Source organism: Oenococcus alcoholitolerans, assembly GCF_051852995.1.
Lineage (GTDB): Bacteria > Bacillota > Bacilli > Lactobacillales > Lactobacillaceae > Oenococcus > Oenococcus alcoholitolerans.
Window position 1 is genome coordinate 21,854 of record NZ_CP176039.1, and the last position, 24,421, is coordinate 46,274.

The 24,421-nt window shown below is 37.3% G+C and carries 25 protein-coding genes and 4 pseudogenes; 18 read left to right on the forward strand and 11 right to left on the reverse strand.

Features of this window, described 5'->3' with window-relative positions:
- Positions 1–119 precede the first annotated feature (119 nt).
- Positions 120–1,103 carry a YeiH family protein gene (locus ACKP2L_RS00135; RefSeq protein WP_439424647.1) on the forward strand — a complete coding sequence of 328 codons (984 nt, stop codon included), beginning with the start codon at positions 120–122 and terminating at the stop codon, positions 1,101–1,103.
- A gap of 98 nt (positions 1,104–1,201) precedes the next feature.
- Here the strand turns inward: ACKP2L_RS00135 and ACKP2L_RS00140 are convergent.
- Positions 1,202–2,136, reverse strand: a pseudogene (locus ACKP2L_RS00140) (IS30 family transposase).
- Positions 2,137–2,296: 160 nt separating this feature from the next.
- On the opposite strand from ACKP2L_RS00140, the gene ACKP2L_RS00145 reads away from it, so the two are divergent.
- A complete protein-coding gene (locus tag ACKP2L_RS00145) occupies positions 2,297–4,036 on the forward strand; it encodes a pyruvate oxidase (protein ID WP_439424628.1) in 1,740 nt (579 codons plus the stop codon).
- A gap of 683 nt (positions 4,037–4,719) precedes the next feature.
- Here the strand turns inward: ACKP2L_RS00145 and ACKP2L_RS00150 are convergent.
- Positions 4,720–4,914 (reverse strand): hypothetical protein, encoded by a 195-nt coding sequence (locus tag ACKP2L_RS00150; RefSeq protein ID WP_229394378.1) that lies wholly within the window; start codon positions 4,912–4,914, stop codon positions 4,720–4,722.
- Positions 4,915–5,032: 118 nt separating this feature from the next.
- Between ACKP2L_RS00150 and ACKP2L_RS00155 the strand changes: the two genes are divergently transcribed.
- The 6 genes and pseudogenes from ACKP2L_RS00155 (at position 5,033) to ACKP2L_RS00180 (ending at position 7,747) form a co-directional block, all read left to right on the forward strand.
- Entirely contained in the window at positions 5,033–5,554 is a 522-nt protein-coding gene (locus tag ACKP2L_RS00155; RefSeq protein WP_439424629.1) for a hypothetical protein, read from the forward strand.
- Entirely contained in the window at positions 5,500–5,751 is a 252-nt protein-coding gene (locus ACKP2L_RS00160; protein WP_439424648.1) for a restriction endonuclease subunit S, read from the forward strand. The genes ACKP2L_RS00155 and ACKP2L_RS00160 overlap by 55 nt, the downstream gene beginning before the upstream one ends.
- 227 nt (positions 5,752–5,978) lie before the next feature.
- Positions 5,979–6,221 carry a type II toxin-antitoxin system RelB/DinJ family antitoxin gene (locus ACKP2L_RS00165; RefSeq protein ID WP_414950078.1) on the forward strand — a complete coding sequence of 81 codons (243 nt, stop codon included), beginning with the start codon at positions 5,979–5,981 and terminating at the stop codon, positions 6,219–6,221.
- Positions 6,214–6,495, forward strand: coding sequence for a type II toxin-antitoxin system YafQ family toxin (locus ACKP2L_RS00170; RefSeq protein ID WP_439424630.1), 282 nt, complete (start codon positions 6,214–6,216; stop codon positions 6,493–6,495). The genes ACKP2L_RS00165 and ACKP2L_RS00170 overlap by 8 nt, the downstream gene beginning before the upstream one ends.
- Positions 6,496–6,591: 96 nt before the next feature.
- A pseudogene (locus ACKP2L_RS00175) lies at positions 6,592–6,774 on the forward strand (hypothetical protein); the annotation flags it as partial.
- Between the two features lie 13 nt (positions 6,775–6,787).
- Positions 6,788–7,747, forward strand: a complete 960-nt coding sequence (locus ACKP2L_RS00180; RefSeq protein ID WP_439424631.1) for a D-2-hydroxyacid dehydrogenase — start codon at positions 6,788–6,790, stop codon at positions 7,745–7,747.
- A 147-nt stretch (positions 7,748–7,894) separates the two neighbouring features.
- On the opposite strand, the pseudogene ACKP2L_RS00185 reads toward ACKP2L_RS00180, so the two are convergent.
- A pseudogene (locus ACKP2L_RS00185) lies at positions 7,895–8,080 on the reverse strand (hypothetical protein); the annotation flags it as partial.
- A 70-nt stretch (positions 8,081–8,150) separates the two neighbouring features.
- On the opposite strand from ACKP2L_RS00185, the gene ACKP2L_RS00190 reads away from it, so the two are divergent.
- Positions 8,151–8,378: a transposase gene (locus ACKP2L_RS00190; RefSeq protein ID WP_439424632.1), complete on the forward strand. Its 228-nt coding sequence runs from the start codon at positions 8,151–8,153 to the stop codon at positions 8,376–8,378.
- A gap of 5 nt (positions 8,379–8,383) precedes the next feature.
- Entirely contained in the window at positions 8,384–9,307 is a 924-nt protein-coding gene (locus ACKP2L_RS00195) for an IS3 family transposase (protein ID WP_439424649.1), read from the forward strand.
- Positions 9,308–9,600: 293 nt separating this feature from the next.
- Here ACKP2L_RS00195 and ACKP2L_RS00200 read toward each other — a convergent pair whose 3' ends face one another.
- Complete coding sequence (locus tag ACKP2L_RS00200; RefSeq protein ID WP_439424633.1) at positions 9,601–10,569, reverse strand: restriction endonuclease; 969 nt, start codon at positions 10,567–10,569, stop codon at positions 9,601–9,603.
- 308 nt (positions 10,570–10,877) lie between these two features.
- Between ACKP2L_RS00200 and ACKP2L_RS00205 the strand changes: the two genes are divergently transcribed.
- The 3 genes from ACKP2L_RS00205 to ACKP2L_RS00215 all read left to right on the forward strand — a co-directional run bounded on the left by ACKP2L_RS00205 (position 10,878) and on the right by ACKP2L_RS00215 (position 14,742).
- Positions 10,878–12,053: a DEAD/DEAH box helicase gene (locus ACKP2L_RS00205; RefSeq protein WP_439424634.1), complete on the forward strand. Its 1,176-nt coding sequence runs from the start codon at positions 10,878–10,880 to the stop codon at positions 12,051–12,053.
- A complete protein-coding gene (locus ACKP2L_RS00210; RefSeq protein WP_056960379.1) occupies positions 12,040–12,681 on the forward strand; it encodes a phosphatase PAP2 family protein in 642 nt (213 codons plus the stop codon). The genes ACKP2L_RS00205 and ACKP2L_RS00210 overlap by 14 nt, the downstream gene beginning before the upstream one ends.
- Before the next feature lie 81 nt (positions 12,682–12,762).
- Positions 12,763–14,742, forward strand: a complete 1,980-nt coding sequence (locus ACKP2L_RS00215; protein ID WP_439424635.1) for a hypothetical protein — start codon at positions 12,763–12,765, stop codon at positions 14,740–14,742.
- Positions 14,743–15,221: 479 nt separating this feature from the next.
- On the opposite strand, the pseudogene ACKP2L_RS00220 reads toward ACKP2L_RS00215, so the two are convergent.
- Together ACKP2L_RS00220 and ACKP2L_RS00225 are read right to left on the reverse strand one after the other, a co-directional pair.
- Positions 15,222–15,525 (reverse strand): annotated as a pseudogene (locus ACKP2L_RS00220) (type II toxin-antitoxin system YafQ family toxin).
- On the reverse strand, positions 15,515–15,793 hold the full coding sequence (locus tag ACKP2L_RS00225; protein ID WP_439424636.1) for a RelB: 279 nt from the start codon (positions 15,791–15,793) through the stop codon (positions 15,515–15,517). The pseudogene ACKP2L_RS00220 and the gene ACKP2L_RS00225 overlap by 11 nt, the downstream one beginning before the upstream one ends.
- Before the next feature lie 210 nt (positions 15,794–16,003).
- On the opposite strand from ACKP2L_RS00225, the gene ACKP2L_RS00230 reads away from it, so the two are divergent.
- From ACKP2L_RS00230 to ACKP2L_RS00240, 3 genes are all read left to right on the forward strand, one after another.
- Entirely contained in the window at positions 16,004–16,483 is a 480-nt protein-coding gene (locus tag ACKP2L_RS00230; protein WP_056960375.1) for an FMN-binding protein, read from the forward strand.
- Positions 16,484–16,511: 28 nt separating this feature from the next.
- On the forward strand, positions 16,512–17,312 hold the full coding sequence (locus tag ACKP2L_RS00235) for an FAD:protein FMN transferase (RefSeq protein WP_228890085.1): 801 nt from the start codon (positions 16,512–16,514) through the stop codon (positions 17,310–17,312).
- Between the two features lie 79 nt (positions 17,313–17,391).
- Positions 17,392–18,585 (forward strand): FAD-binding oxidoreductase, encoded by a 1,194-nt coding sequence (locus ACKP2L_RS00240; protein WP_439424637.1) that lies wholly within the window; start codon positions 17,392–17,394, stop codon positions 18,583–18,585.
- Positions 18,586–18,657: 72 nt separating this feature from the next.
- Here ACKP2L_RS00240 and ACKP2L_RS00245 read toward each other — a convergent pair.
- The 5 genes from ACKP2L_RS00245 to ACKP2L_RS00265 all read right to left on the reverse strand — a co-directional run bounded on the left by ACKP2L_RS00245 (position 18,658) and on the right by ACKP2L_RS00265 (position 23,292).
- Positions 18,658–19,727, reverse strand: a protein-coding gene (locus tag ACKP2L_RS00245; protein ID WP_439424638.1) for an IS3 family transposase whose coding sequence is annotated in 2 segments (ribosomal slippage) — positions 18,658–19,490 and positions 19,490–19,727 — 1,071 coding nt in all. Because the reading frame shifts where the segments join, the coding sequence is not laid out codon by codon here.
- A gap of 359 nt (positions 19,728–20,086) precedes the next feature.
- Complete coding sequence (locus tag ACKP2L_RS00250; protein WP_439424639.1) at positions 20,087–20,434, reverse strand: type II toxin-antitoxin system PemK/MazF family toxin; 348 nt, start codon at positions 20,432–20,434, stop codon at positions 20,087–20,089.
- Positions 20,431–20,697 (reverse strand): type II toxin-antitoxin system PrlF family antitoxin, encoded by a 267-nt coding sequence (locus ACKP2L_RS00255; RefSeq protein WP_439424640.1) that lies wholly within the window; start codon positions 20,695–20,697, stop codon positions 20,431–20,433. Before ACKP2L_RS00255 ends, ACKP2L_RS00250 begins: the two co-directional genes overlap by 4 nt.
- A gap of 130 nt (positions 20,698–20,827) precedes the next feature.
- A complete protein-coding gene (locus tag ACKP2L_RS00260) occupies positions 20,828–22,606 on the reverse strand; it encodes an ABC transporter ATP-binding protein (RefSeq protein ID WP_439424641.1) in 1,779 nt (592 codons plus the stop codon).
- 23 nt (positions 22,607–22,629) lie between these two features.
- Entirely contained in the window at positions 22,630–23,292 is a 663-nt protein-coding gene (locus ACKP2L_RS00265) for a hypothetical protein (protein WP_439424642.1), read from the reverse strand.
- Positions 23,293–23,613: 321 nt separating this feature from the next.
- On the opposite strand from ACKP2L_RS00265, the gene ACKP2L_RS00270 reads away from it, so the two are divergent.
- Complete coding sequence (locus ACKP2L_RS00270) at positions 23,614–24,021, forward strand: garvicin Q family class II bacteriocin (RefSeq protein ID WP_439424643.1); 408 nt, start codon at positions 23,614–23,616, stop codon at positions 24,019–24,021.
- A gap of 21 nt (positions 24,022–24,042) precedes the next feature.
- Positions 24,043–24,360: a bacteriocin immunity protein gene (locus ACKP2L_RS00275; RefSeq protein ID WP_439424644.1), complete on the forward strand. Its 318-nt coding sequence runs from the start codon at positions 24,043–24,045 to the stop codon at positions 24,358–24,360.
- The last annotated feature ends 61 nt before the right edge of the window (positions 24,361–24,421 follow it).

Consider the following 24,421-nt stretch of genomic DNA (forward strand, 5'->3'; position numbering starts at 1 on the left):
ATAAATCATAATTTTATTTTATGAATGATAGTTGGTATTATTAAAGCATTGCTTGGGAGGGAATACTAGTGAAATTTTCAGCAGTTTTAAAAACAAAGAGTTTTTGGTTAGCAACTGCGATGACACTGATTTGTGCTGTGATTGGTAGTTTGTTAGCACAATTGCCATATTTTTCGTTATTTGGAGCTTTAATTATTGCTTTGATTTTAGGGATGATATTTCAAACAGCAGGAACTTTGAAGAGTCAGGCTGGAATTGGAATTGGTTTTATTTCAAATAAGTTTTTGCGTTTAGGAATTATTTTATTAGGATTTAAGCTAAATTTAATTCAATTGGCACAAGCGGGAATTAAAACGATTCTGTTGGCGGTGGTCGTGGTTAGTGGAACGATTTGTTTGACTTATTTTATAGAAAGAAAATTTGGAATCGAACCAGAATTAGCTATTCTGGCAGCCGGTGGAACTGGAATTTGTGGGGCAGCAGCAGTAATGGGAATTTCTCCGCAGATAAAAGTGCCGGCAAAACAAGCTGAACGTCAACGGGAGAATGAAGTTTTAGCCGTGGCAATTGTGGCAATTATGGGAACAATTTTTACTTTTATCGATCTGGGCTTAAAACCTTTGTTAGGGTTAAATGCCACTCAGTTTGGAGTTTTTGTCGGCGGATCATTGCATGAAATAGCTCATGCCGTTGCTGCTGGCAGTGCTGCTGGTTCAATCGGTTTAGACAATGCAATTATTACTAAGTTATCTCGTGTTTTAATGTTGGCACCGGCAGCGTTAGCCATTGGTTTCTGGTATCAAAAACACAGTCAAAAGACGCAACCAGTTAGTGATAAAAAAACTAAATTACCGATTCCTTGGTTTATGGGTGGCTTTATTTTAGCAAGTGTTTTAGGAACTTTTTTGCCGTTTAGTACAGCAGCTTTAACAGCCTTGGTTAAAGTAGCTTATATTGTTTTGGGGATGGCAATGGCAGCCTTAGGTATGAGTGTTAATTTTAGAGTTATTTTAAAAAGAGGGTTGCCGGCATTTGCTGCAGCTTTCATTTCATCAGTAATTTTGGCAATTGGAGTTTTAATTGCCAGCAAAATTTGGTTTTAAAAAAAGCTCAGCAAGAAAATCTGGGTCTATACTCTCTGATATTGGTGGAACATAAAAGCTAATATCAGTTTTTTTATTTTATACGGCAAATTACAAGTTTAATCCGAACAAGCCCGGAAACTTTCAATGGCAGTCTGTTGATGATGGATTTTTAATGGTCGTTGATTAATAAGCTCAAGTGCTGCCAGGATTTCATCAGTCGTTATCTGGTCAAAGTTAGTCTTTTTCGGGAAAAACCAACGTAACCGTCGATTGAAATATTCATTGGATCCCCGTTCCCATGGTGAATACGGGTGACAAAAATAAACTTTAATCTGATAGTCTTGTTCTATGGATCGATAATCGGCAAACTCCTTACCATGATCAACAGTTATAGATTTCACTTGGGAACCGAAGGTCCCATAAACTTTCCAAAGGTATCATTTAAGGTCTTGGCGGTGCGATTAGGGGCTTTGATAGCCCATAGAAGCCGGGTTTTACGTTCTACAAAAGTGACCAAACATGCTCGTGACTGACCTCGGCTAGAAAGTACCGTATCGACTTCCCAATGACCAAAAGCTAATCGCTGATTGACAGATTTTGGTCGTTGTTCAATGGAAGTCCCACTTGTAAATGTGCCACGATGCTCATTAGCTCGGCGCTGTCGGACATTTCGATTAGGTAGATCAGCCAAGTTGAAAGGTAACCAGCCAAGCTTAAGCCAGTTATAAATTGAAGCGGTGCTCAGGTTAAAAGCTGTCGCAATCGCTTCTGGTGACCAAGTTAAACGTAGGTGGTTGGTAATTAAAATTGTCAATGATGGCGTTAGAATCGAATGGAGACCACAAGCCCGCCTTTTATGATCTGCGGCTTGTTGCGCTAATTCGGGATCATAGGGTTTGACCCGATCTAATTCATAGCTAATAGTTGATTTGGCAACGCCTAAGGCGTCAGCCATATCTTGGTAAGTATGATGGCCTTCACTGACCGGTTGAGCTAGCGCACCACGTTGAAAACGTGATAAAGTAGAAGTACCAAAGTAATCACTCCTTATAGCTGGTTGGAATTAACTACTACCATTGTAAGGGATTGCTTTGGGCCTTTTTTTATTTTTGTTCGGATTAATTATAGAATTTGCCTTTTGCAATTCCATTTAAATTGTCTACAATGAAAGTAAGCTTTCTTAACATCGTTTATAGAAAGGATGACGCAATATGGCTCAAAAAGCTTCTGAACAATTAGTCGACGTCTTAATTGATTGGCATGTAAAACACGTTTATGGACTACCGGGGGATTCCATCGATACAACTGTCGATGCTTTACGCAAACAACAGGATCAGATCGGATTTGTCCAAGTCCGTCACGAAGAAGTTGCTTCCTTGGCAGCAGCGGCCGAGGCTAAGTTAACCGGTAAGCTTGGTGTCTGTCTTTCAATCGGTGGGCCAGGCGCAATTCATATGTTAAATGGCCTTTATGATGCCAAAATGGATCACGTGCCAGTACTGGCTTTACTTGGTCAGGTTGATACCCAGTTTTTAAACGAGGAATACTTCCAAGAAGTTAATACACCACAACTATTTGCGGACGTTGCGGTTTATAATAAACTAATTTCTGCCACTGACAATTTAGCTGAAATCGTTGATGAAGCCATTCGAACGGCTTATGAGAAACATGGAGTCGCAGTTTTAACCATTCCGGATAACCTTCCGGAACAAAGGGTCAGCGACCACTATATCAGTTCCGCTTCTTCTTTCCAATTGACATCACCACAAATGGATGACAATCGCCTTAATACAGCCGCTAAACTGATTCGCGATTCCAAAAAACCGCTTGCATTGGTTGGCTTGGGGGCAAAAAAAGCTGGCAGCCAGGTTGCGGCCTTCTTAGAGCAAAACCATATTCCGTTTATTTCAACGTTGCCCGCAAAGGGGATTATTGGCGACAGTCATCCTAATTCGCTGGGAAATGTTGGTAAGTTGGGGACAAAGCCGGCTTATGAAGCCATGCAAAATACCGATCTGCTTCTAATGTTCGGCACAAATTATCCCTATACCGCGTACTTGCCCAAACCAGGGACGGCCAAAAGCATCCAAATCAATACCAGTGCGTCAGCAATCGGAAAACGTTATCCGGCTGATGTTGGATTGGTAGCCGATATCAAAGACGTTATAAAGCAACTTAATTATTCTGAAACAACGATCCTCCATCCTGATGATGGTTTCTTAAAGGCCTGTCAGGAAAATGTTGCTAACTGGAATCGTTGGATGACCGGCAAACGTGAACTCGATTCCAAGCCAGTTGCACCCGAAGCATTATTTAACGATATTAATGAAACGGCACCGCTTAATACAATTTATTCAATTGATGTTGGAACAGCCACCTCTTGGAGCGCCCGTTTCTTAAACGTATCACCAACACAAAAATTTATCTTGTCCTCTTACTTAGGGACAATGGGATGTGCATTACCGGGAGCGATTGCAGCAAAAATAAATTATCCCGATCGACCGGTTATCTCGGTTAATGGTGATGGTGCGTTTGCAATGGTCATGCAGGATTTCATTACGGCAGTTAAATACAAGTTACCATTAATTAATATCGTACTCAATAATTCAAAGCTGGCCTTTATTGAATACGAACAACAGGCCGCCGGCCAATTAAATTATCAAATCGACTTACAGGATATGGATTACGCCAAATTTGCCGATGCGGCTGGCGGTGTTGGCATTACTGCTAAAACTTCCGAAGAATTTAAGAACGCATTGAACAGAGCCTATCGGGTCCAGAATAAGCCGGTACTGATCAATGCTTATGTCAGTGATGATGCACCTTTGCCGGGCAAGATTGTCGGTCAGGAAGCTAAAGGATACATGAAATTTGGCATCCAATATCTTAAAGAAGAGAAAAAAATACCTGAACTACCACCACTAAAAGATATTTTGCGCCAATTTTTCTAAGCAAAACAAGTAGGCCACCGAATTCAAAGGAAAAAATCCCAATCACTATTTGAAGTGTCTTTAACAAAAGCCTTTCGGCACTAATAGATATATTGCATAGTGATTTGTTGGTGCTGAAGGGCTTTTTGGTCTAAAACTCAGGATTCACCTAGAATTTATTGATAAATGATACCTGAAAAAGTTAATTTGAAATCTTCGTTTTTGACAGTTTTAAGATAGCCGTGATAATCTTTAATTAATAGGTAGATTGTAAAATTAATCCGAACAACGTTCGAACAAAAAGATCAGCCTTCCTTAAATTGGTGTTTGCCACAAAACCATTTTCTAGGAGTTGATCTTTCGTTTAGTATAACCTATTCTGAATGAATTAAAACAAGACTTTAAAACTGTCAAGCCTAATCAGAAAGGAACTGCTAATATTAAACAGATGGATGACGCTGTCTGACAACCAATCAGATCTCGGCTGGAACTTTTTAGAGTCGCTTAAAGCTCAAAGAACTCAAACAAAAAGGCGAACAGTAAGCGTAATTAATGCTTAGTTAATTCGTCTTCCTACTACTTTCGCATGGCTGTTCCATTGACCCCTTGTTGGTTATGATGACTAATTTAATGATTTCGCCAACGGTAATAAGTGCTTTTGGCTAGCCTTAAGGTGCTTATTACCAGTCTTAGGCGGTATTTATTTAACTGTTGATCAATAAACTGAATGGCTTTAGTCCGACCCAACGCTTTCTTAGTAACACCATCGCTGCTTTTAAAATTTTATTTTCCTCTAGAGCTTCTTGATATTTCTTTTGCAAATCCTTAAATTGAGTGGCACTAACAGTGCCGCCATTGGGAAAACGAATGGGTTGGGCATGATTGACCGATTGATCCAAACATCATATCTCTTTAGCAAGAGAGACTTTTGAACGCTTTTCTTGTTGCTATGGCTTAATAATATTGGTTTTAAAGCCATCTGAATATCTCTTAGTCATAAGATAGCTCCTATCTGGTTTGGTTTATTATGACACAAAATCTAATGATTTTGGTCTCAAATTTCAGTATAGGAGCAAAGGTAAACTAGTTGCGCAAGATCCTACAAATGAGCCTGCTAGTGAATTGCTAAAGACAATTAGGGCTGAAAAATCCCAATTAATCAAAGAAAAGAAAATCAAGCGATCAAAAAAATTAACTGAAATCACTCAAGAAGAAATTCCATTTGAAATTCCTGCTGGTTGGGAATGGACAAGATTACAAAGCGCTACTTTATTTGGAAATTTTGAATCTGTTTCTGGAGATAAAATAATAGATGGTGAGTGGGTTGTTGATATGAAAGACGTTAATAAAAATGGCGGTGGTTTCAATAACATATCACGAAAAACGCCCCATGTGCATTTTAAAAGTAATAAATATAAAGTTAATAAGGAAAGTGTTTTAAGTGTTTTATATGGAAAATTAAGGCCATATTTAAAAAAGTTGAGATTGCTCCATTTAACGGTTATACAAGTACAGAAATATTTCCTATACAAACCTTAAATGGCTTGTTACCAACCTATTTAAGGTATTGCCTACTCTCACCCTATTTTGTCAATACTATAAACCAATCAATGTATGGTATAAAAATGCCCAGAGTTGGCACACAATTCTTAGCATCACAAATTTTCCCCTTGCCCCCTTTGGATGAACAAAAGCGAATTGTTGTTAAAATTTATTATCTTTTTCAAAAGCTTTGATTACTTTTTAATACCAAGTCTGAGGGTTTATAACTGATAAACACCCCTAAAGTTGGAAAACTTTAGGGGTGCAGGTCAAGGCGGTTATTTTTTTTGATCATTTTTAATGATCGCAACAACCAGGTTGATCAAGTTGATACAGAAAAACTATTAACTATCATTGAATTTAAATAAAGTATTTGCTTTTTATGGTACCATTTGGTACCATAATTCTGGAGGCGATATTTATGACTAGCCAAGTACATTTTAGAATTGGTGATAAAGAAAAGAAGGACTTTGAAATTGTCCTGAACCGTGTAGGTTTAACTCCTGGAGAAGCATTTCGTATCTTTGCAAAAAAATCCATTGAAGCCGGTGGGATTCCCTTTGAAGTGTCTCAACCCAATCCGCGTTTAGAAAAAGCTATCAAAAGTCAAGATTACGTTGAGTTTAACGACCCTGAGGAAGGGCTGAATTGGTTAAATGAATGAATTTGTTTATAAACCCGCCTTTGAGCGTCAATTTAAAAAGCATTATAAGACAATTTTAAAGGGAGGGCGCTATAAGAAAGAGTACTTTGAATCCGTTTATCGTAAACTATTACGAGATGAACCGTTAGACCCACATTATAACGATCACCCTTTGGTTAATCGAAAGCCAGAGCGTGATTTACATATCAAACCAGACTGGTTATTAATTTATAAGTATGATGGTGATTTTGTACGCTTCATTGACACTGGATCGCATTCAGATCTTTTTAAATAGGGTTATAGACCTCATAGATCCCTGAATACAAAACTAGTCAAATGAATAATCAGTAATATTAAGAATTTAAATTAACTCGTTCAATCCATAACTTAAGGCTTGCAACAACAAATTAAGCAAGCGACTGATCCCCAACAGAAATCAGAACTAAAAAACCAGTTAAACGATGTGCACCAAGAAATTAGTGATCGAACGCAAAAACAGTTGCAAGATTTTGTGAGGCAGAATCCGGAAATTAGACAAGCAGAACGGAATACAGGCGAAACACTAAAACGATAGGAGATAGCTCACGATGAAAATTGTTCTTCTAGATGGTTATGAGCTAAATAAAGATTTAAATTGGCACTTATTGCAAGACTTAGGCGAATGTACTTTTTATGACCGTACACCAGTTAATGATCAGAATGAAATTATAAAACGAATTAGTGACGCTGAAATTGTTATCACGCATAAAACTCCGCTAGATGACGACGTGATTAGTAAAGTTCCGAAGCTAAATTATATTGGAATTATGGGAACCGGTTACGATGTCGTTGATATTAAAAGTGCTCATAAAAATAAAGTCGTAGTAACCAATATTCCCACATATGCTAGTGATGCAGTAGCACAATTTACTTTCTCATTACTATTAGAAGCAACAAGTCAGGTTGGCTTGCATAATCGGCTTGTTCATGAAAATAAATGGTCACAGGTACCTGACTTTACTTTTTGGGATAAGCCGCTATTAGAATTAAAAGACAAAACTTTAGGATTAATCGGATACGGCCATATTGCTCAAAAGGTTGCCCAAATAGGACACGCCTTTTCTATGAAAGTCATTTTTTATAATCATCGCCCTAAAAAAGTTTCTGAAACTTGGGTTCAACAAGTGTCTCTTGATCAACTTTTAAAGAAATCAGATGTTATTAGTTTGCACGTAATTCAAACGCCGGAGACAATGCATTTAATTAATAATGACACGATTGCAAAAATGAAAAACGGTGTTATTTTGCTAAACACAGCGCGAGGCAAACTGGTTAATGAGGAGGATATTAAGAAAGCCTTGAATGAAGATAAGGTTTACGCATACGCTACTGACGTTGTTCAAAAAGAACCAATTGATAGTGACAGTCCCCTGCTAAAAGCAAAAAATTGCTATATTACGCCACATATTGCTTGGGCACCGTACGAAACAAGAAAACGGTTGTTGAATATAACCATCGCTAATGTAAGGGCGTATCTATCAGGTAATCCTCAAAATGTTATCAATTAAAGCAAGCTCGTTATAGTGTACCAAGAAATAAGCAGTTGAGCTAAAAAATAGTTTCAAAATTTTGTGAGACAAAATCCAAAGATTACACAGCCAAGACAAGATGAACAACAGCAAATAAAGCGCTAATAAAAGACGGAGAGCTAATTTTTATAGCTTCTCCGTCTTTTTGTATGCCACATTGCGAATTTCTTGTAGCGGGACAAAACAATCAGAATCAACCACAATATCATTAGCATTGTAGCCATGAATTAAAGTCGTTATATCCGGCAAATGGTGGTTATTTTGGTCAACCGTTTTTAGCTGAATCGTTACCAGTTGTTGATGGATGTAAGCTAGTTCCTGAGACAACTTTTAAGAAAGGGTATAGTAAGTCAATCGTCTCTTAAAAGAAAGGAATTTTTACATGCCAACTCATTATGACAAAGAATTCAAACAGAATATTATCAATCTCTATAAACAAGGTGAATCCGCTGCTCAACTTGCCAGAGAATATGGCATTGGCTATTCCACTGTTCATAACAAGTCAGGTAAGACTCCTGATGAGATTAAAGCAATGGAGAAACGCTTAACTGCTTTATCCGAGAAGAACGAAATCTTAAAAAAAGCCCTCAGCTTCCTTGCGCAGAGATAACCGATATCTTTGATTATATCCAACAAGAAAGCCAAAATTACCAGGTAACTAAGATGTGCCGAGTCCTCGGGCTTTCAAGAGCGCATTACTATCGCTATAAAGTCCACAAGCCCTCAAAAAGAAGTCTGGAAGACAAAGATCTGAAACAGCGGATCTTTTGCATCTTCGTTGAATTCAAACAAAGATATGGCGTCATGAAGATTCACTATGAATTGAATCTGGAACTTCAACCACTGCAGCGCCGCTGCAGTCCTCTTCGAGTCTCTCGGCTCATAAAGGAGATGGATATTCACTCGATTGCCATCAAGAAGTGGAAGGTCACCTCTTCCTCCAAACAAGCGATTCAAACAGCGTCCCAATTGCTTAAGCAGGATTTCTCCACCACTGGCTTAAATCAGAAATGGACAACTGATATTACTTATATTCAAACGAAGCGTGATGGTTGGTGTTACTTATCAACCATCATGGATCTGCACTCAAGACGAATTATCGGGTATTCATTCTCAAAAAAAATGGCTACCAAGCTGATCATAAAGACACTTGAAAGCGCGGTTAAAAATCGGACAATTACTGAAGAGCTCATCATTCACAGTGAGCTGGGTACGCAGTACACCAGCGATGAATATAACAAACGCTTAAATGAACTACATATCCGCCACTCGGACAGCCGTAAGGGTTGCCCGTATGACAACGCCCCAATGGAATCTTTTCATGCTTCACTCAAAAAGAAATGCGTTTACCCAGTGCCGTTCTTTAAGAACTATGAAACTGCCGCTGCAGTCCTTTTTGAATATGTCCATTCCTTTTATAATAGGAAAAGAATTCATAGTTCACTGGGCTACCAGACCCCCTTGCAGGTTGAAATCGCAACACTTGCAACCAAATGGCCGCCTGATTTAATGCTTTCCATGGTTCAAATAAGTTATTAATCGAAATTAATGATTTATTTGAGCTGTGGAAGCTAAACGCGGTTCTTGATCTCTCTTAAAATCTGTCTCACGTATTGACTACAATCCACGTAGGCTAGCTATCACTAGCAGTCAAATAGATAACTTTAATTGATTTTGTTAAAATAATACAATTTATTCTTGACGGTTCAGAAGATAGAACAAAGCGTAAATAATCATTGCAACCACATCGATATATTGTGAAGAGTCTACAGAATACATTGGGATCAAGCTGCCCCAAAAATTATCTTATTTAAATAAGATTTCTCTTAATCTTAAATATCAGCATCGAAGAAATCTTCATCTATTTCAAATAAATCAAAATGGTGCTTAACTTGAACACCAACTTGATATTTCAACATTAAATTAGTCAAACGAATCCCATCAATTGTGATGATGGAATCACTTTTAGCCGCTTCAATCGCACCTTGGGAATATTTCGAAGTTGTTATAAAGACGCCGCGATCAGCGCTTGCGCGATGGAGAGCGCCATAAAAAGCGTCAATTTCAGGACGCTGTACAACGTTCCCTTCTTTGTATCTTTTGGCCTGTACATAAACAGTGCTTGTACCCAATGGATCTTGGTTAATAACACCATCGATCCCACCATCATTAGTGAGCTGAGTCGTCCAGGAAGTACCGTCATTACCTTGATAGCCCATTGCGACCAATAACTTAACAACCAAATTCTCAAAAAAATTTGGCTCAGACTCTCGGATTCTCTGTAACAAATCAGTCGCTACTTCATTGTTATACTTGGTGCTTTGCTCATTAATTTCTTTAATAAAACTAGATTTGGATAATTCCTCTTCGGCAGGATTGTCAGAAACATTACTAACCTCAGTTGTCTGATTCCGTTCTTTTAATTCTTGTGTGTGCATCTGATAGGCAGCTTGAGCATGAATGATTTTGCCATCTAATTTGTAACCATACTTGGCAAAAACCTGTCTACCTAAATCGGTGATTGTATAAGTTGCCCTCCTTGGCCTCATCAGTAAGCCAGCGGTTGTGAGCTCACTAATTGCCCAACCGGCACGATCATCAATAATACGGCCGTCTGGATATTTAGGATAAGATTGATCATAAAGATTTTTTGGCAAACCAATACTATTAACAGCCGTTTGCAAAAGATCTATACCATGCCACTCAGTTTTTTTAGCTGCTGTTTCTAAAACTACTGAGGCCATACCATCCCAAGTAGGTATATGATGTTTACCTATTTTTAATTCTTTATAAGATACCAATTCAAACTCCTTAAAAAATCAATACAACTTATTTTACTTTTAAAAAAGAAAATTGTTTTGTTCACAATAAAAATTGGATTCAGAAAATTCTTGTAAATTCCTTTTTCGAATATGGTATTAAGATATCCAGAAATCTTCCAATAATAAAAAATAATTTTAGTTCCCCGAATTTTTAATATATCCGAATAAATGCTATAACGGTAATAATTAGTTTTCATTGTGAACAAGAAAGATATGAATTGGCAAACGTAAAAATTATTGATATACCCGAGAAGTTTTTTAGAGAAGAATTAAGGGAGTGGATATAAGTGGCTTTTAGAGAATATGATTTCCAAAATAGGGCAGTAATTAAGTTGTATGAGTCATATATAACAAGAAAATATGGAAGCTCCCCAAAAAACAGCACCATTTTGCAGGCTCCGACTGGATCTGGAAAAACTGCTATTTTAATCAAGCTAATGGATTACATAATTCAAAATGATAATTCATCAAATATAGCTTTTGTATGGCTGACACCTGGCTCAGGTGAATTAGAAGAGCAATCATGGTCCAAAACAAGTAATAATTCATTACTTGTCAGACCTGTATTTTTAATGGAGTCATTGTTTAATGGCTTTTTGCCAGGGACAGTAACGTTTCTTAATTGGAAAATGGTGAATAACAAAAAAAACATTGCCCTACGAGATGGAGAGAGAACCAATTTATTTGAAGCCGTTAAGAGTTCTAAAGAGCGTGGAATAACCTTCATCTTGATTATTGACGAAGAACACCGTAATCAAACTACAAAGGCCCAGTATGTTATTGATATATTCGATGCAGATATGATTTTTAAAGCAAGTGCGACCCCTCTAGAAGATTCATTAGCTAATCACGTTTTAATTACAGAAGATGAGGTTATTTCAGCAGGTCTAATAACTAGGTCCGTTGTTTTAAATGACCAGTTCAATGGTGCAGGAAATGAGCTTGAATTGCATTCAAGCGATGAAGATTTTTTAGATGTGGCAAATGAAAAAAGGATAAAAATAAAGTCAGCATTTAAATCACTGAAAAAGAATATTAATCCGCTTGTATTGATTCAGTTCCCTGATAAAAAAAAGTCTAATGAAGAAGTGGAAACAAAGGTAAAAAAAGTAAAATCTTATCTAATCAATGAATTGGGGCAAGAAGAGAGTGAAGTAGCAATATGGCTGTCTGGTGTTCACAAAAATGTTCAAAATATTTCTATGAATAACTCGAAATTAAATTACCTTTTAATGAAACAGGCTGTTTCTACTGGCTGGGACGCCCCAAGAGCTAAGATTTTAGTTAAACTGCGGTTAAATAGTTCTCATAATTTTACGATACAATCAATCGGGCGAATACGCCGAATGCCAGAAGGACACTGTTATGATAATGATCTTTTAGATAGCTCTTTTGTTTACTCTAATGATAGCGAGTATGTATATGAAATCATTAAACAAGGTGATTTGGATGAGAAAAAATAAACTTTTAACAATAGTTGGCGGAGTAACGGCATTATTGTTTATTTCCTTGACGATTAGTATTAAAACTTCGGCGATTTGGCTGCAGACACTTGATACAGCAGTTCAAAATCTGATTGCACCCGTTGTAAATCCTGTTGCTACGAAGTATATCAGCTTAATTGCCGTTCTAGGCAGTCCATTTATTGATATTTGCTGGACAATACTAATTGCTTTTTTACTGTGGCGGAAGGAACGCAACTTGATTAATGCGGGGTGGTTAATGATTACCCAGTTCAGCGGCTGTGCAGTTGCTTTAATTATAAAGGAACTCGTTCACCGCTCTAGGCCAGCAAACCAAGTTATCAAGAATGGCGGTTTTAGCTTTCCAAGTGGTCATACTTTTGCAACAGCGATTGTTGTTTTAGCAGTTCTTTATTTCATTGTTCCTTGGCTGCAAGATCAAGAATTGCAATTTGTTATTTCTTTATTATCAATTTGCTGGGTGATTCTAATTGGATTTACACGATTATATTTACGGGCACATTTTTTTAGCGATGTTTGCGGTAGTCTGCTGCTAGCCATTACTTGGTGGGAAGTCATGAAGCTATTTTATTTTAGATTTTGGGGAAAGATGTTTTCAAATGAATAGAGAAAATTGATAAAAGGCAAAAACTTTTTCGAACATAAGAAATGACATACTTTACTCAATTCATTAAGGCAGGAAACGCATATGAAGTATTTTAAACAATTCTTTATAATTTCTTTGGTAATGTCCTTGATGATCGGAATTATTTCAAATTTATTTTATCCACAGAATCTTAGCGAAACATTAATTGTCAGTGCGTTATCGCTAGGGATTGGTTTTTGTTTGCCAAAATTTGCTTGCTGGGCGAATTCACTCTCAAAAAGCAGGGTTTCGCAAATAATTTATCTGGTAATGGGTCTGATTTTAGTCATCCAATTGTTGATTCTAATCTTTTTTCCAGCAACCGTTTACCATGATCCGTTTCGTGTGCTTCATGAGGCGGAATTACTGAGCCACAATCATCCTGATTGGGATAACTCAACATATTTTTGGCGCTATTCCAATAATGTTCCCTTGGCTTATTTCTTGTCCTTGTGGCTAAGGTTAACAAATGTATTCCAGATATCGACTAATGCTGCATTACACATACTATCCTTGTTTTTTTTGGATGGGTTCATTATTTTAAGCCTGAAAACTTGTCTGAATTTTGTTAAAAGTCATACGCAGGTGTTAGCGTTAGCTCTTTTTTTCCTATTAGGTCCATTTGCCTATACGTATTACCTACAAGTCTTCTATTCCGATTTGCCAATCCTGTTGATATTGTTATTGACCTTTAACTTGTTAGCACGCTGGCCTAAGAGTAAAAAAACTCAATTTGTTAGTGCAATTTTTTTATTTCTGATAATCGTTTGTGGCCAGTTAATTAAAGCCAATCTGATTATTCTTTCAGTTGCAATTCTGATTTTAATCATTGACTTATTTATGTATAAAAAACAGGTTTTGAGAAAAATGATTATTCCACTCGCCGTGATCTTATTTGCTTTTGCGGCAACGTTTCCAGCTAGTCAGGCGGTTAGTGCCGCTGCAGGTTTCAAATCCAACAGCCGCTATCAATTTCCGTTGACCCATTGGATTTGGATGAGCTACAATCCTGCCAGTCATGGCACTTATGATGGTAATGATGTGGAAAAAATGATTAGCTTACCATCTAAGGCTTCTCGAAAGTCATATATTGCCAAGGCTTTGCCAGAGCGTTTAAGCCGCTTAGGAATTGGTGGAGTATTACGACAGTGGGTTTCGCGAATTGGAATTTTGTTAAGTGTTAATGACATTCAGAGTGCTTATACTGGGGGCTTTATTCAAGTACCGCGAGTTTATGTCAATTGGCAGTCAAAAGTACACGTTTTAAGTCAGGCAATTATGCGCAGCGGCTTCATCTGGGTCTATTTGATTGCTTTAAGCAAATGTTTAGAATTGCTTAAACGGCAGACAGCACTTGATTCTATTCGTGAGCTGGCTATCATTGTGGCAAGCGGATACGTGTTTTTTCACATGCTGTTGTGGGAGTCAGAAGGTCGCTATGGGCAGGCTCTTTTACCATTATTATTAGTTATCAATACCTTGCCCATACAAGAAACAAAGATCCAAAAGGTCCAAGAAATACAGGGTAGATTGGTCAGTTCTCTGCGCACTAAGCTAGGTCCGCTTGTTATTTGCCTAGTTGTGGTTTTGAGCAATCTTGCTAATTGGCATGAACCTGCGGGACAGATTATCGCTGCACAAGGAAGCCAGCTTTCCTTGCAGTATCACGCGAAGGAGACTTGGGTAGAGCCTGGGAAGGTTGTTTCTCAGCAAATGGTCATCAAGCATGAAGCTACGCTATTTTCAGTGGCAGTTCCGCAGGGCTCAAAATTATCCGGAGAATTGATAAATTACCGGACGAAACGCCATTATCTACTAAAACATGGATTAAAATCAGGCAGTTCATCGTTAAGCTACCATGGTAAAATCACAGCGGGTTCCTATCAAATATTTTTAGTAAACAAGGATAGTCAGATGCAGCCCATCGAAATTGTTCAGACAGTCAATTATCAACTTGCGCCATACCCAGTCAAGATGGATGCACAGACAGTCAGATTTGCATCGTTAGTCTATAAAGCAACTTACAGCAATGGAAAAGTTTGAATTGGCTTATTTCTTAGATTTGATAAACTGGAATTAGAATGAAATGGTTGGCTGATAGATAAATAAACGAAAAAAATGATTTTAAATGCTAGCGAACAAGTGGTAGAAAGTATATTTTAGAAACTAAAGGGGCGGAAGGCCAAAATATAGATCCATATGCTCAAAGTAAATTTAATGCTTTAAAAAACTATACTAACAATCACTGTAATAAGAATGTTGATTTTGCTTTTATTCGACCGTCTTTGCAACATAAGGGCGTTTTGATGTTCAATAACACGGAATGGAGTGAAAATGTAGATACATCTCCAAATTGGAAACCAATCAGTGAACTGTTTATGAACCATACTCAATTAAAGTAATCAGGGACTATAAATACAAATAACCCCTCGAAAATGTTGAAAGAATAACCCCCAATATCTATGATGGAGATATCGGGGGTTGTTTATGCTTATTTCAAATAAAAAGACGCCCAAATTCAGCTATTGATTCAAGATTTCATGAGACCCAGTGGCTACCAACAATAAAACTAATTCGTTATGATCTAGCTGATAGATAACAATCCAGCTATCATAATTGTTACCGTAGTTTTTATATCTGGCAGGGTGAAATTCACGATACCCTTGCCAATTACCCTTTAGTGCATGATCTTTAATCCGTTTCAAAACAAGTACATCTTGTTCAACAACTGCTTTTAAACAAGGTTTTAAGATCGTTATCGGAAAGTGTTTTTTTTGCTAATCTTTTTAATTCACGTTCAAAGGTTCTAGTCTGTTTAATTTGCATCTAATTTATCGATCCAATTATTAAAGTCAGTCAATGAACCGATATTTTTGACCTGACCAGTCTCAGCTTCCTTTTTAGCTATTAAAGCCTCTGGTGAATCTAAAAAGCTAACTAAACGAACTTCATTATTGGCCGCCTTAACTAACGATAAACGGAGATACTCAGAAACGGTTAGACCCTGTTTTGCTAGATTAGCTTTAGCCCGTTCACTGATGCCAGGTGTGACACGAGTTGAAATCGTCTTGTTTTTAATAATAGTATTACTCATTGCATTCTCCTTTCTATGTTTACCATCGTACTACATAAATCATAATAGCATGTTGGTTTCTATAAAACATTGTATCAGCTGCTGCCTGCTTTTTTCTGAGAATTTCTCAGATTGCTTTCATGAATTATAAGTGGCTTTATCTCATTATTTAGCATATTATCTAGAAAAAGAATTAATCAGCTTGTTGAGAATATAGATAGAGGTGTAAATATGTATCATAAAATAGTAGTTGTTTCCTTATCACTGACAGTTGCAATAGCTATTGTATTAGACAGTTATTTTGTCTTGTATAAGCCCCTAGCTAGCAACGATAATGCAGCAAGTAATAATACAGTAAGCAGTACTGCTGATAATTCAAGTTCAGCCAGTTCTGCCGTTTCAAGCAGCACTAACAAGCAGCGAAACTACAAAGATGGTGAATATGTTGGAAAAAGTACCGCAACTGCCTGGGGCAATGTCCAATTGAAAATTAAAATTGCTAACAATCGACTAACTCAGATTACCGTTCTTAAATATCCGAATACACATTCGCATTCAGTTGAACTTAATCGGCAAGTCTTACCAGTTTACCGGCAAGAAGCAGTTAAGAGTCAATCAGCAAACATCCAGCAAATTTCCGGAGCAACCGAAACCTGGAAGGGTTTTACAGGTTCTTTGCAAAGTGCTCTAATTCAGGCACGGCAAGCTTAAGCACCGCAATTGTTAGGAGGTAACTGACATGGAAGTAAAAAAAGATTATCAATTCTATGATCGCGTAATTAATATGATGAATATTCCGTTCACCTTAACCTTGGTTTGTGAAACACAGATACCTGTGGCAGATTATTGGATTGATCACCTATTAACACAGGTACAGCAAAGATTGCAAGTTGTTGATCATATTTTTTCTCCCTTTAGACAGGATTCGTTATTAAAAAAATATCAAGCAGGTGATCTACAGGTTATGCAAAATACAAGCTTTCATACCGTCTTTGAGCTAGCCAAAGCGGCCGCTAAAACGACTGTTGGTTTCTTCGATCCTTATTATGCGACTGAATTTAATCCAACAGGTTTGGTTAAAGGCTGGGCAATCGAGGAGATTTTTAATAATCTGTTGTCCCCATTTCTTAGAAACCATCCGCCAGTGATTGGTATTTCACTGAATGGTGGCGGTGATTTACAATTTGCTACACAATATGGAAGCTCTTTTTACTGGGAAATTGGAATCGAAAACCCCAGCCAACTTGATAGTTTGAGTGCCGTTTACAAATTGAAAAATGGTGCTGTCGCTACTTCTGGCTTTAGCAAGCGTGGACAGCACATCGCTAATTTGACAGATCATTCTCTCCTGCAAGCTACTATCGTTTCCGACAGCTTGACCTGGGCAGATATCTGGGCAACAGCTGCCTTAGTTGCTGGTCAGCAAAATTTCAATAGTCTCTTAACCAAGTGTCAGTTAACCGGATTAATGATTACATCAAAAAATATTATTCCATTTTCAGAAGGGCGGCTTGCAGATGCTGAGAAAAATACAATATAAATTAGTTCTTTTTTGGCTAAATTTCTTTTTTGTTGTTCCTTTACCCTTTATACAAACGATTTCTACAGGACTGCAAGGAATGTCAGCCAATGAAATGCTTGCTATCTATAGCGGAGTCATTTCATATGCATGGATGCTTGCAATAGTCTACTTGAGCACGAAGCCGCGCTGGTTGGATCGCCTAGTTGGCTTACCCAGTATATATCAGCTTCACGGAATCCTTGCAATTGCAGCTTTAGGACTGGCCTGGCTGCATAAGATTGGCACTCATTCGGGTGGATTAATCAAACAAACCGGAGACCTATCCTTAATTATTCTAACTGGATTGATTGGTTATTCACTGTTGTTTTTGGCCAGCTGGTTAATCAGTCGCTTTTCCTTGCTATCAAAATTCAAGAAAATTCTTGAAAAGATTTTTAAACACGAAATTACCATGCTGCTTCATAAATTACTTTTGGCAGCTGTCATATTAGTTTTCATCCACGTCCAACTAATTGACTATATCAGATCCATTACATCATTTATGATTTGGTTTGACGGTTTAAGTTTGCTGACTGCGCTTAGTTATTTGCGAACAAAAGTTAGCTGGTATGGACGCAAAGGACAAGCAGAGCTTAAATTAATTCAAAATCATAGCTTATCTGATCGTGTACGTGAACTGACTTTGGGAGGACGTCAGAGCCAGCAGCTTGATTTACAAGCAGGAGACTTTGTTTTTTTGTCTTTCCCGCGGGTACCAAAATTACGCGAACCGCATCCCTTTTCGCTAGTCAGTCTTCCTAATCAAAGTGGAGAATTCAAGCTGACCATTAGAGACGATGGTGATTTTACCAATAGACTGCAGGTACTCAGACCCGGAACAACCGCTAAAGTTACTGGCGGGTTTGGTCGATACCAAGCATTTATTGCAGAACATGACGCTACTGCAAGCTTGGTTATGATAACTGGTGGAATTGGAGCAACACCGTTATTTTCACTAATTCCTAATAACTTATCTCATCAGATTTATTTGTTTTATTCAGCTCATCGCCAGACTGATTTGTTGTACCAGCAACAGTTAATCCAGTGGACTCAACATGCCAACTTTACTGGTTTTTGGCAGCAAGGACGTTTTTCCGATGATTTCGTTTTAAATCGTTTACCGCATGGTTGGCAAAATCATACTTTATTTTTACTCAGCGGCCCTGTTTCGCTAATTCATCATTGGGAGAAATTGCTGGAAAAAGCTAAGGTTGATAGTAACAATATTTTCAAAGAAGAATTCAATTGGTAGTATTTGAGCATCCTGTGTTGTAAAAAAACAAGTTGGAGAGTGCTCCTACGTCAAGTTTTGGTACTAAAAAAATTAGCCGTTTATCCTAATTCTTTCGATGTTATACCAGTTAATGTAATTTTCAACTCTGAGGACTAAGTTCTCAAAACTAGTGAAACGTGTTTGAAAAATAAATTCTCGTTTAAGTAGCGAATGGAAAGCTTCGAGCGGACCGTTATCATATGGATAACCTTGTTTGGAATATGAATGCCTAATCAGGTGCCGCTTTAACAGGCCTTCATAAGCAATACTGGTGTATTGTGAACCCATATCAGAGTGCAAAAAGGTTGGCTTAGAAGCCCTTCTCAAGGCTTGCAACAATGTCTTAATAATCAGTTTCGATGTCATCTCTTTGCCAATGTTGAAAGCGATGATTTGCTTACTAACTTGGTCAAAGATGGTACTTAGATAGACCCAGGTGCCTGGTCTTAGTTCTAGGTATGTTATGTCAGCACGCCAGATAGTTCTAATTGGATGATTCTTAATCAAGTTAGGCCGTTGAGAATAATCTACATGAGTGCCTGGCTTCTTAAAACGCCGCCCCATTAGTGATCGAATGCCTAACTCCCGCATTAATCGGTAGACACGATTGGGGCCAATGACTACACCAAGTCTTCTCATGGCAATTGTGATCCGAGGGTACCCATAGGCTTTATAATTATTTTTCCAAATTTCAAAGATCTGGCTTTTTAAAATCGTATCTTGTTTATCATGACGACTTATCTGATAGTATTTCCAGTGATAATACGTACTTTTAGAAAGCCCTAAGGCTTTCAAGATTATCCAGAGGCGGTGTTTACATAATTGTTCGTTGATAAAGTCTATGGCTTTAACTTTGCCTAATGTCTTCCCATTAACACCGCCGCTGCTTTTAAAATTTCATTTTCTTCCTTTAACTGCTGGTTTTCTTTCTGTAGTTGCTTGAAGGCTTCAACACTCGTTACGCCACCGTCAGGTAGTTCAATTAATTTGGCCCGCTTGAGCCAATGACTGATGGTGGTTGGATGAAGCCCATATTCATTGGCTAAGGATTTCTTTGAACGATTTTCATTGTGATAAAGCTTAACGATGTTGTTTTTAAATTCATCTGAATAATATTTCATAAAAAACTCCTATTCTGATTTTTATCATTATGACACAAAATCTAATGATTTTGGTACCAAATTTCAGTATAGGAGCAGTAATCCGATACAGACTAGGAGATGGTATTTATATGGTTAAATCGGTTAAATCATGTCCAGAAGATAATAATAATTTGTAATTATAGATAATAAGGACTTTTTCCTTTTCGCATTGCTAAATTCTTAATGTAACTAGATTGAAACAAAAAACAAATTCTAAAAAATATGATCAATTTTATTAGGGGCTATAACTAATAGCCCCTCAAAAATCTTGTTAAAATAACCTCCAATGTCTAAATGCAGGATATTGGAGGTTATTTTGCTGCTTTTATAAATAAAAATTAGAAAAATCGTTGCACATTTGTTCTAATGGAACTCATTTCTTGCTGAGATAAAGTGGCAACAATTTCACCGTCTGCTCGTTTTGTTGGGTCGATCGCGCGAATATGTTGTAATAACGCTGTGCCGTGGACTTCTTCTTTGTCGATTCCAATAAATAATGGTGATCTAACATATTTTTCTAGGTTACGATATTTACTAGCTGTACTGATGGGAACAACTAGCACTGTATTAAAGTAACGATTATAGTTATTGTTACTGATTATCAAACACGGGCGTTTTTTCTTAGTTTCAGTGCCCTTAGCCGGATTCAAGTCAATCCATAGAATGTCGCCTTGCTTTAATCTCATTGATCAAAGTCTTCACTTTCTACGTCCTTACCCCAATCAACTTCTGTGGTACTGAGATTACCGAACTTTTTTTCTTGTTCATCAACAATCTGCCATAGATCAGGTTTACTTTTTGCAACCATTACTTTGCCATTTGGTTCAATCTGCCATTCAATGATATCTGAAGAGCCAGCTTCTAAAAAGTCACGAACTGTTTTAGGAATTGTGACCTGATTTTTACTAGTTATCTTTGAGCTAACTTTAGTTACATTACTTACACTCATGATATCATCTCCTTACTTTTTCCTTACATAAATCATAATAACATGCTGGTTTCTATAAAACAAGAAAGCCCATAACTTAATGATTAAATAACCGCTAGCTGGCTAGAGCTAAGGCGGTTATTTTTTTTGATCATTTTTTCAAAATTTTATTTTGAATGGAATAATAGCTGCGATAATAATCATTGTTTTTTAAAAGATTTTCATGTGTATCAAAAGCCACGACTTTTCCTTGATTTAGTACCAGTACTTTATCAGCGATCGTCACAGAATTTAAGCGATGAGTGATAAAAAAGACTGTCTTATCGGAAGCGATGCTGACAAATTTCTGAAAAAGCGCGTATTCGCTTCTTGGATCCAGTGAAGCGGTCGGTTCATCGAGAATCAAGATTTTTCGATCGGCAAAAATCCCTCTGGCTAAAGCTAATTTTTGCCATTCACCGCCAGAAAGTTCGGTACCGTCTGCATATTCTTTACCCAGCTGGATGTTTAGTAATTTATTTTGCGATAGACCCTTATTAGGTGCAAAACCGGAGGCACTCATCGCTTTGACTAAGGCTGCACGATCATTTCGCCGGTTAAGATCCGACATGGCAATATTATCTTTGACCGTCAGCGAAAACTTCGCAAAATCTTGAAACACAGCTGAAAATAAAGCACGATAACTTACAAGATCAAAATCTTGAACCGCCTGACCGTTTAATTGAAGATGGCCTTGGCTGGGATCATAAAAACGAAGCAATAATTTTATCAAAGTCGTTTTGCCGGAACCGTTTTCCCCTACGATGGCAATTTTTTGTCCGGCAGATACCTCGAAATCAACATCATTTAAAGCAAGCCGTTTGCTATTGGGATAGGCAAAACTAACATGTCTAAAGGCAATACGCTTAATATCCCCAGCTTTTATCCTGCCTGTTTTCTCGATCGTATCAGAACTTTTCAAAAAGTTAAAATATTTTTCCATATAAAGCAGTGTGTTGTACAAAAGGCTGCTGTCTTCGATCATCGAAAAGATATTCTCAGCAATATAACCGATCGCACTGGTCAAGGTCAATAGTGCACCGACCCGAAAGCGGCCGGCTTGAATCGAGAGCACGAACCATAAAAGTGCAAAAACACAGATCACACTGCTGATAGACATCGAGATCAAAGCAACGATCATTTTTTTAGCTCTCGTTTTATTTACCGCGTGATGGATTTGCCAAAAAATCTCTTGGTAGCGTTTAATGAAAAAATCAAAAGCATTAAACAGACGGATCTCTTTGCTGAAGTCCTTGTTAAGCACAGCCTGACTGTCATACTGCATTTTTCTTGCGTCGCTGCTTGCATCGACCATCGTTTCAAAGGCCTCTTGCTGAACGCGGTAAGAAACTAAACTTTCCGGGATCATTGATATCAGTATCAGCAAGGCGATCAGCGGATTGTAGGCTGATAATAAGACACCCATTGAGATAATGGTAATAGAGCTGCTGATCACGCTAGTCCCAAAAACGATCAAGTTAACGGGCTGCCAGGAGCTTTGAGAATTGATCACTTGTACCTGATCATAAAAATCAGCGTCCTCAAAATTAGCTAATCCTTGCAGTTCTTTGGTCTTATTCATCAAACTCGTATTGACAAAAGCGATCAAACGATCTGTTAAAACGCCTTGAACGTTGGTTCCCAGGGGAATAGTGATCAGAGAAACAAAGAAACAGGTCCCCCAAAAAAGGAAATTTCCATAGTCTAAGCGGCCGATACTCAACTGATTTAACATCTCTTGTGCAAAAAACGTAAGCAGGGACGGTATCAGTGCTTTTAAGGGAATAATTATAATTAGAATACTGCTGTTAACTTTGTCAGCCTGCCAAAAGAGCAGCAGACTTTTAAAATAGAGTGACAAATATTTTGTTAAAGATTTTCTTTTTTTCATACCATCAATAAAATACTTATTACTTATAAGGAACGCCACTTCCTATCATTTAAATAATCGTTAGTAATGGAATCGTATTCTTTATCAGAGATTCTTCTTTTTTCGATAACTTGGTAACGATCTACAATTTTTTTAGCTGAATCATCATATTTAATGACTGCTGATTCACCTTCTTTTAATGCTACAATTTCAAATTTATTTCCTTGTTCATCATATTCCCAAACTACATTATTTGGTGAAAAAGAATAATAGATGTCTTCATTCTGAACTCCTGCCACGTGCGCAATAAATTCACTAGTTGGACACATATTATAGCAGCTGGTTCTATACTTCCCACCACAATCAAAGATAACAGGATTAAAAAAATCCTTTCTTAACTTGAACACACTACCATCATAAACTGGAATATTTCTTTTTTTCGGAGATTGTTCTATAGAAATGCTACTATTGTGTCCTAATCGAAAAATTGCCCCGAAGTTATCCCTAATTTCAGCTCTGCTGGTCTGATCAGTCTGGACAATATCACCCAAAACTAATTGAGATCCTGGTTTAACTTGTCTATCGTTATCATTTTTATTCAGAATGTATGAATCATGTCCTTGATAGAACGAAATAAAGTATTTGCGCTTTGAAATATCAACTTTTGGAAAACTAACAAATGTTTTTAATCCTGTACTTTTAGCCATAAATCCATCTCTTTCTGTTTCAGAAAAATTTAACTGAAACTGCCTACATTGTAGATCACATTTTTGTTAAATTAACGTTAAAAAAATATTTTCTTTTTCCAAAAAAACATGAATTATTTTTATAAAATAATTCATAAAAAAATAGTCAATATACTACTTCTAGTGTTGCGCTTGTGTAAAGAAAGAGAATAAAAAATAAAATGAAAAAATTAGGATTCTTAGGTTCGGTATTGGTTGCTAGCAGTATAGCAACTTCTGTTGCTCCAGTTACAGTGTCCGCAGCTACAACAACTAAGCCGTGGTCATGAACAAATGAATAATATGGCAGTTTCTACTACTAATAATTTATCAGCTCAACAAGTTGATAAATTAAGTTATAACCATATAGTTAATGGAAAAATGGTGTTGGAGGTTCCAAATAACAGTGGATTAACTACTCAACAAGTTCAACAAGCTCAAAGAGTAATCAACCAATTCAACTTGCAGGCCAATAAAAACAACGTTATTGTTGAGATGGGAACCAGTCCCAGAGTATCTACATCAAATCCACTATTTGGTACTATACTTGCTAGAAGACAATACCGCTATTATTGTGCTAATGGTTACGAATACCGTGATAAAAGAGGAGGATGGCATTACGTTGTTACTAAGCCCCCCCTTTTTTTTGAGGCTGCATACGGCGTAGTCTTGCACGGTTGGGAAGGTGCACTAGGTGGTGGCTGGAAATAAAAATTAAGGTGGTGTTGAAATATGGGCATTTTTTCAAAAAAGAACAACTCAAAGAAAACGACCACAGAAGATGAATTATTCATTGATGTGCAAAAGGCATTGGCTAGTTCACCAACTAGTGAGGAAATCCCAATTTTACATAACGCTGCACAGGCATTAAAAAAGAAAAGGTATCTGCCAAAGATTACCAATGACTTGCGTACTGCTTTGACTCCTTTAGCAGTAAAATCTGCTTTGTCCCCAGATGTCAAGATAATCTATCTAAAAATCGTTGCTGAAAAATATCGCACTAGCAGTACTGGTGCAGGAATCGGCTTTATATTTGGTGGAATGCACTAATAAATAAAAAATCACACCTGACAATAATAGGTGTGTTTTTTTATTTATATTAGCTAAATTG

Coding starts and splice junctions, on each gene's coding strand:
- ACKP2L_RS00225 (WP_439424636.1), bottom strand. CDS start 15,793: ATGAGTAATACTATTATTAAAAACAAGACGATTTCAACTCGTGTCACA.
- ACKP2L_RS00275 (WP_439424644.1), top strand. CDS start 24,043: ATGGGCATTTTTTCAAAAAAGAACAACTCAAAGAAAACGACCACAGAA.
- ACKP2L_RS00135 (WP_439424647.1), top strand. CDS start 120: ATGACACTGATTTGTGCTGTGATTGGTAGTTTGTTAGCACAATTGCCA.
- ACKP2L_RS00235 (WP_228890085.1), top strand. CDS start 16,512: ATGGAAGTAAAAAAAGATTATCAATTCTATGATCGCGTAATTAATATG.
- ACKP2L_RS00270 (WP_439424643.1), top strand. CDS start 23,614: ATGGCAGTTTCTACTACTAATAATTTATCAGCTCAACAAGTTGATAAA.
- ACKP2L_RS00265 (WP_439424642.1), bottom strand. CDS start 23,292: ATGGCTAAAAGTACAGGATTAAAAACATTTGTTAGTTTTCCAAAAGTT.
- ACKP2L_RS00215 (WP_439424635.1), top strand. CDS start 12,763: ATGAAGTATTTTAAACAATTCTTTATAATTTCTTTGGTAATGTCCTTG.
- ACKP2L_RS00190 (WP_439424632.1), top strand. CDS start 8,151: ATGCCAACTCATTATGACAAAGAATTCAAACAGAATATTATCAATCTC.
- ACKP2L_RS00230 (WP_056960375.1), top strand. CDS start 16,004: ATGTATCATAAAATAGTAGTTGTTTCCTTATCACTGACAGTTGCAATA.
- ACKP2L_RS00250 (WP_439424639.1), bottom strand. CDS start 20,434: ATGAGATTAAAGCAAGGCGACATTCTATGGATTGACTTGAATCCGGCT.
- ACKP2L_RS00240 (WP_439424637.1), top strand. CDS start 17,392: ATGTCAGCCAATGAAATGCTTGCTATCTATAGCGGAGTCATTTCATAT.
- ACKP2L_RS00170 (WP_439424630.1), top strand. CDS start 6,214: ATGAATGAATTTGTTTATAAACCCGCCTTTGAGCGTCAATTTAAAAAG.
- ACKP2L_RS00260 (WP_439424641.1), bottom strand. CDS start 22,606: ATGAAAAAAAGAAAATCTTTAACAAAATATTTGTCACTCTATTTTAAA.
- ACKP2L_RS00145 (WP_439424628.1), top strand. CDS start 2,297: ATGGCTCAAAAAGCTTCTGAACAATTAGTCGACGTCTTAATTGATTGG.
- ACKP2L_RS00255 (WP_439424640.1), bottom strand. CDS start 20,697: ATGAGTGTAAGTAATGTAACTAAAGTTAGCTCAAAGATAACTAGTAAA.
- ACKP2L_RS00165 (WP_414950078.1), top strand. CDS start 5,979: ATGACTAGCCAAGTACATTTTAGAATTGGTGATAAAGAAAAGAAGGAC.
- ACKP2L_RS00210 (WP_056960379.1), top strand. CDS start 12,040: ATGAGAAAAAATAAACTTTTAACAATAGTTGGCGGAGTAACGGCATTA.
- ACKP2L_RS00180 (WP_439424631.1), top strand. CDS start 6,788: ATGAAAATTGTTCTTCTAGATGGTTATGAGCTAAATAAAGATTTAAAT.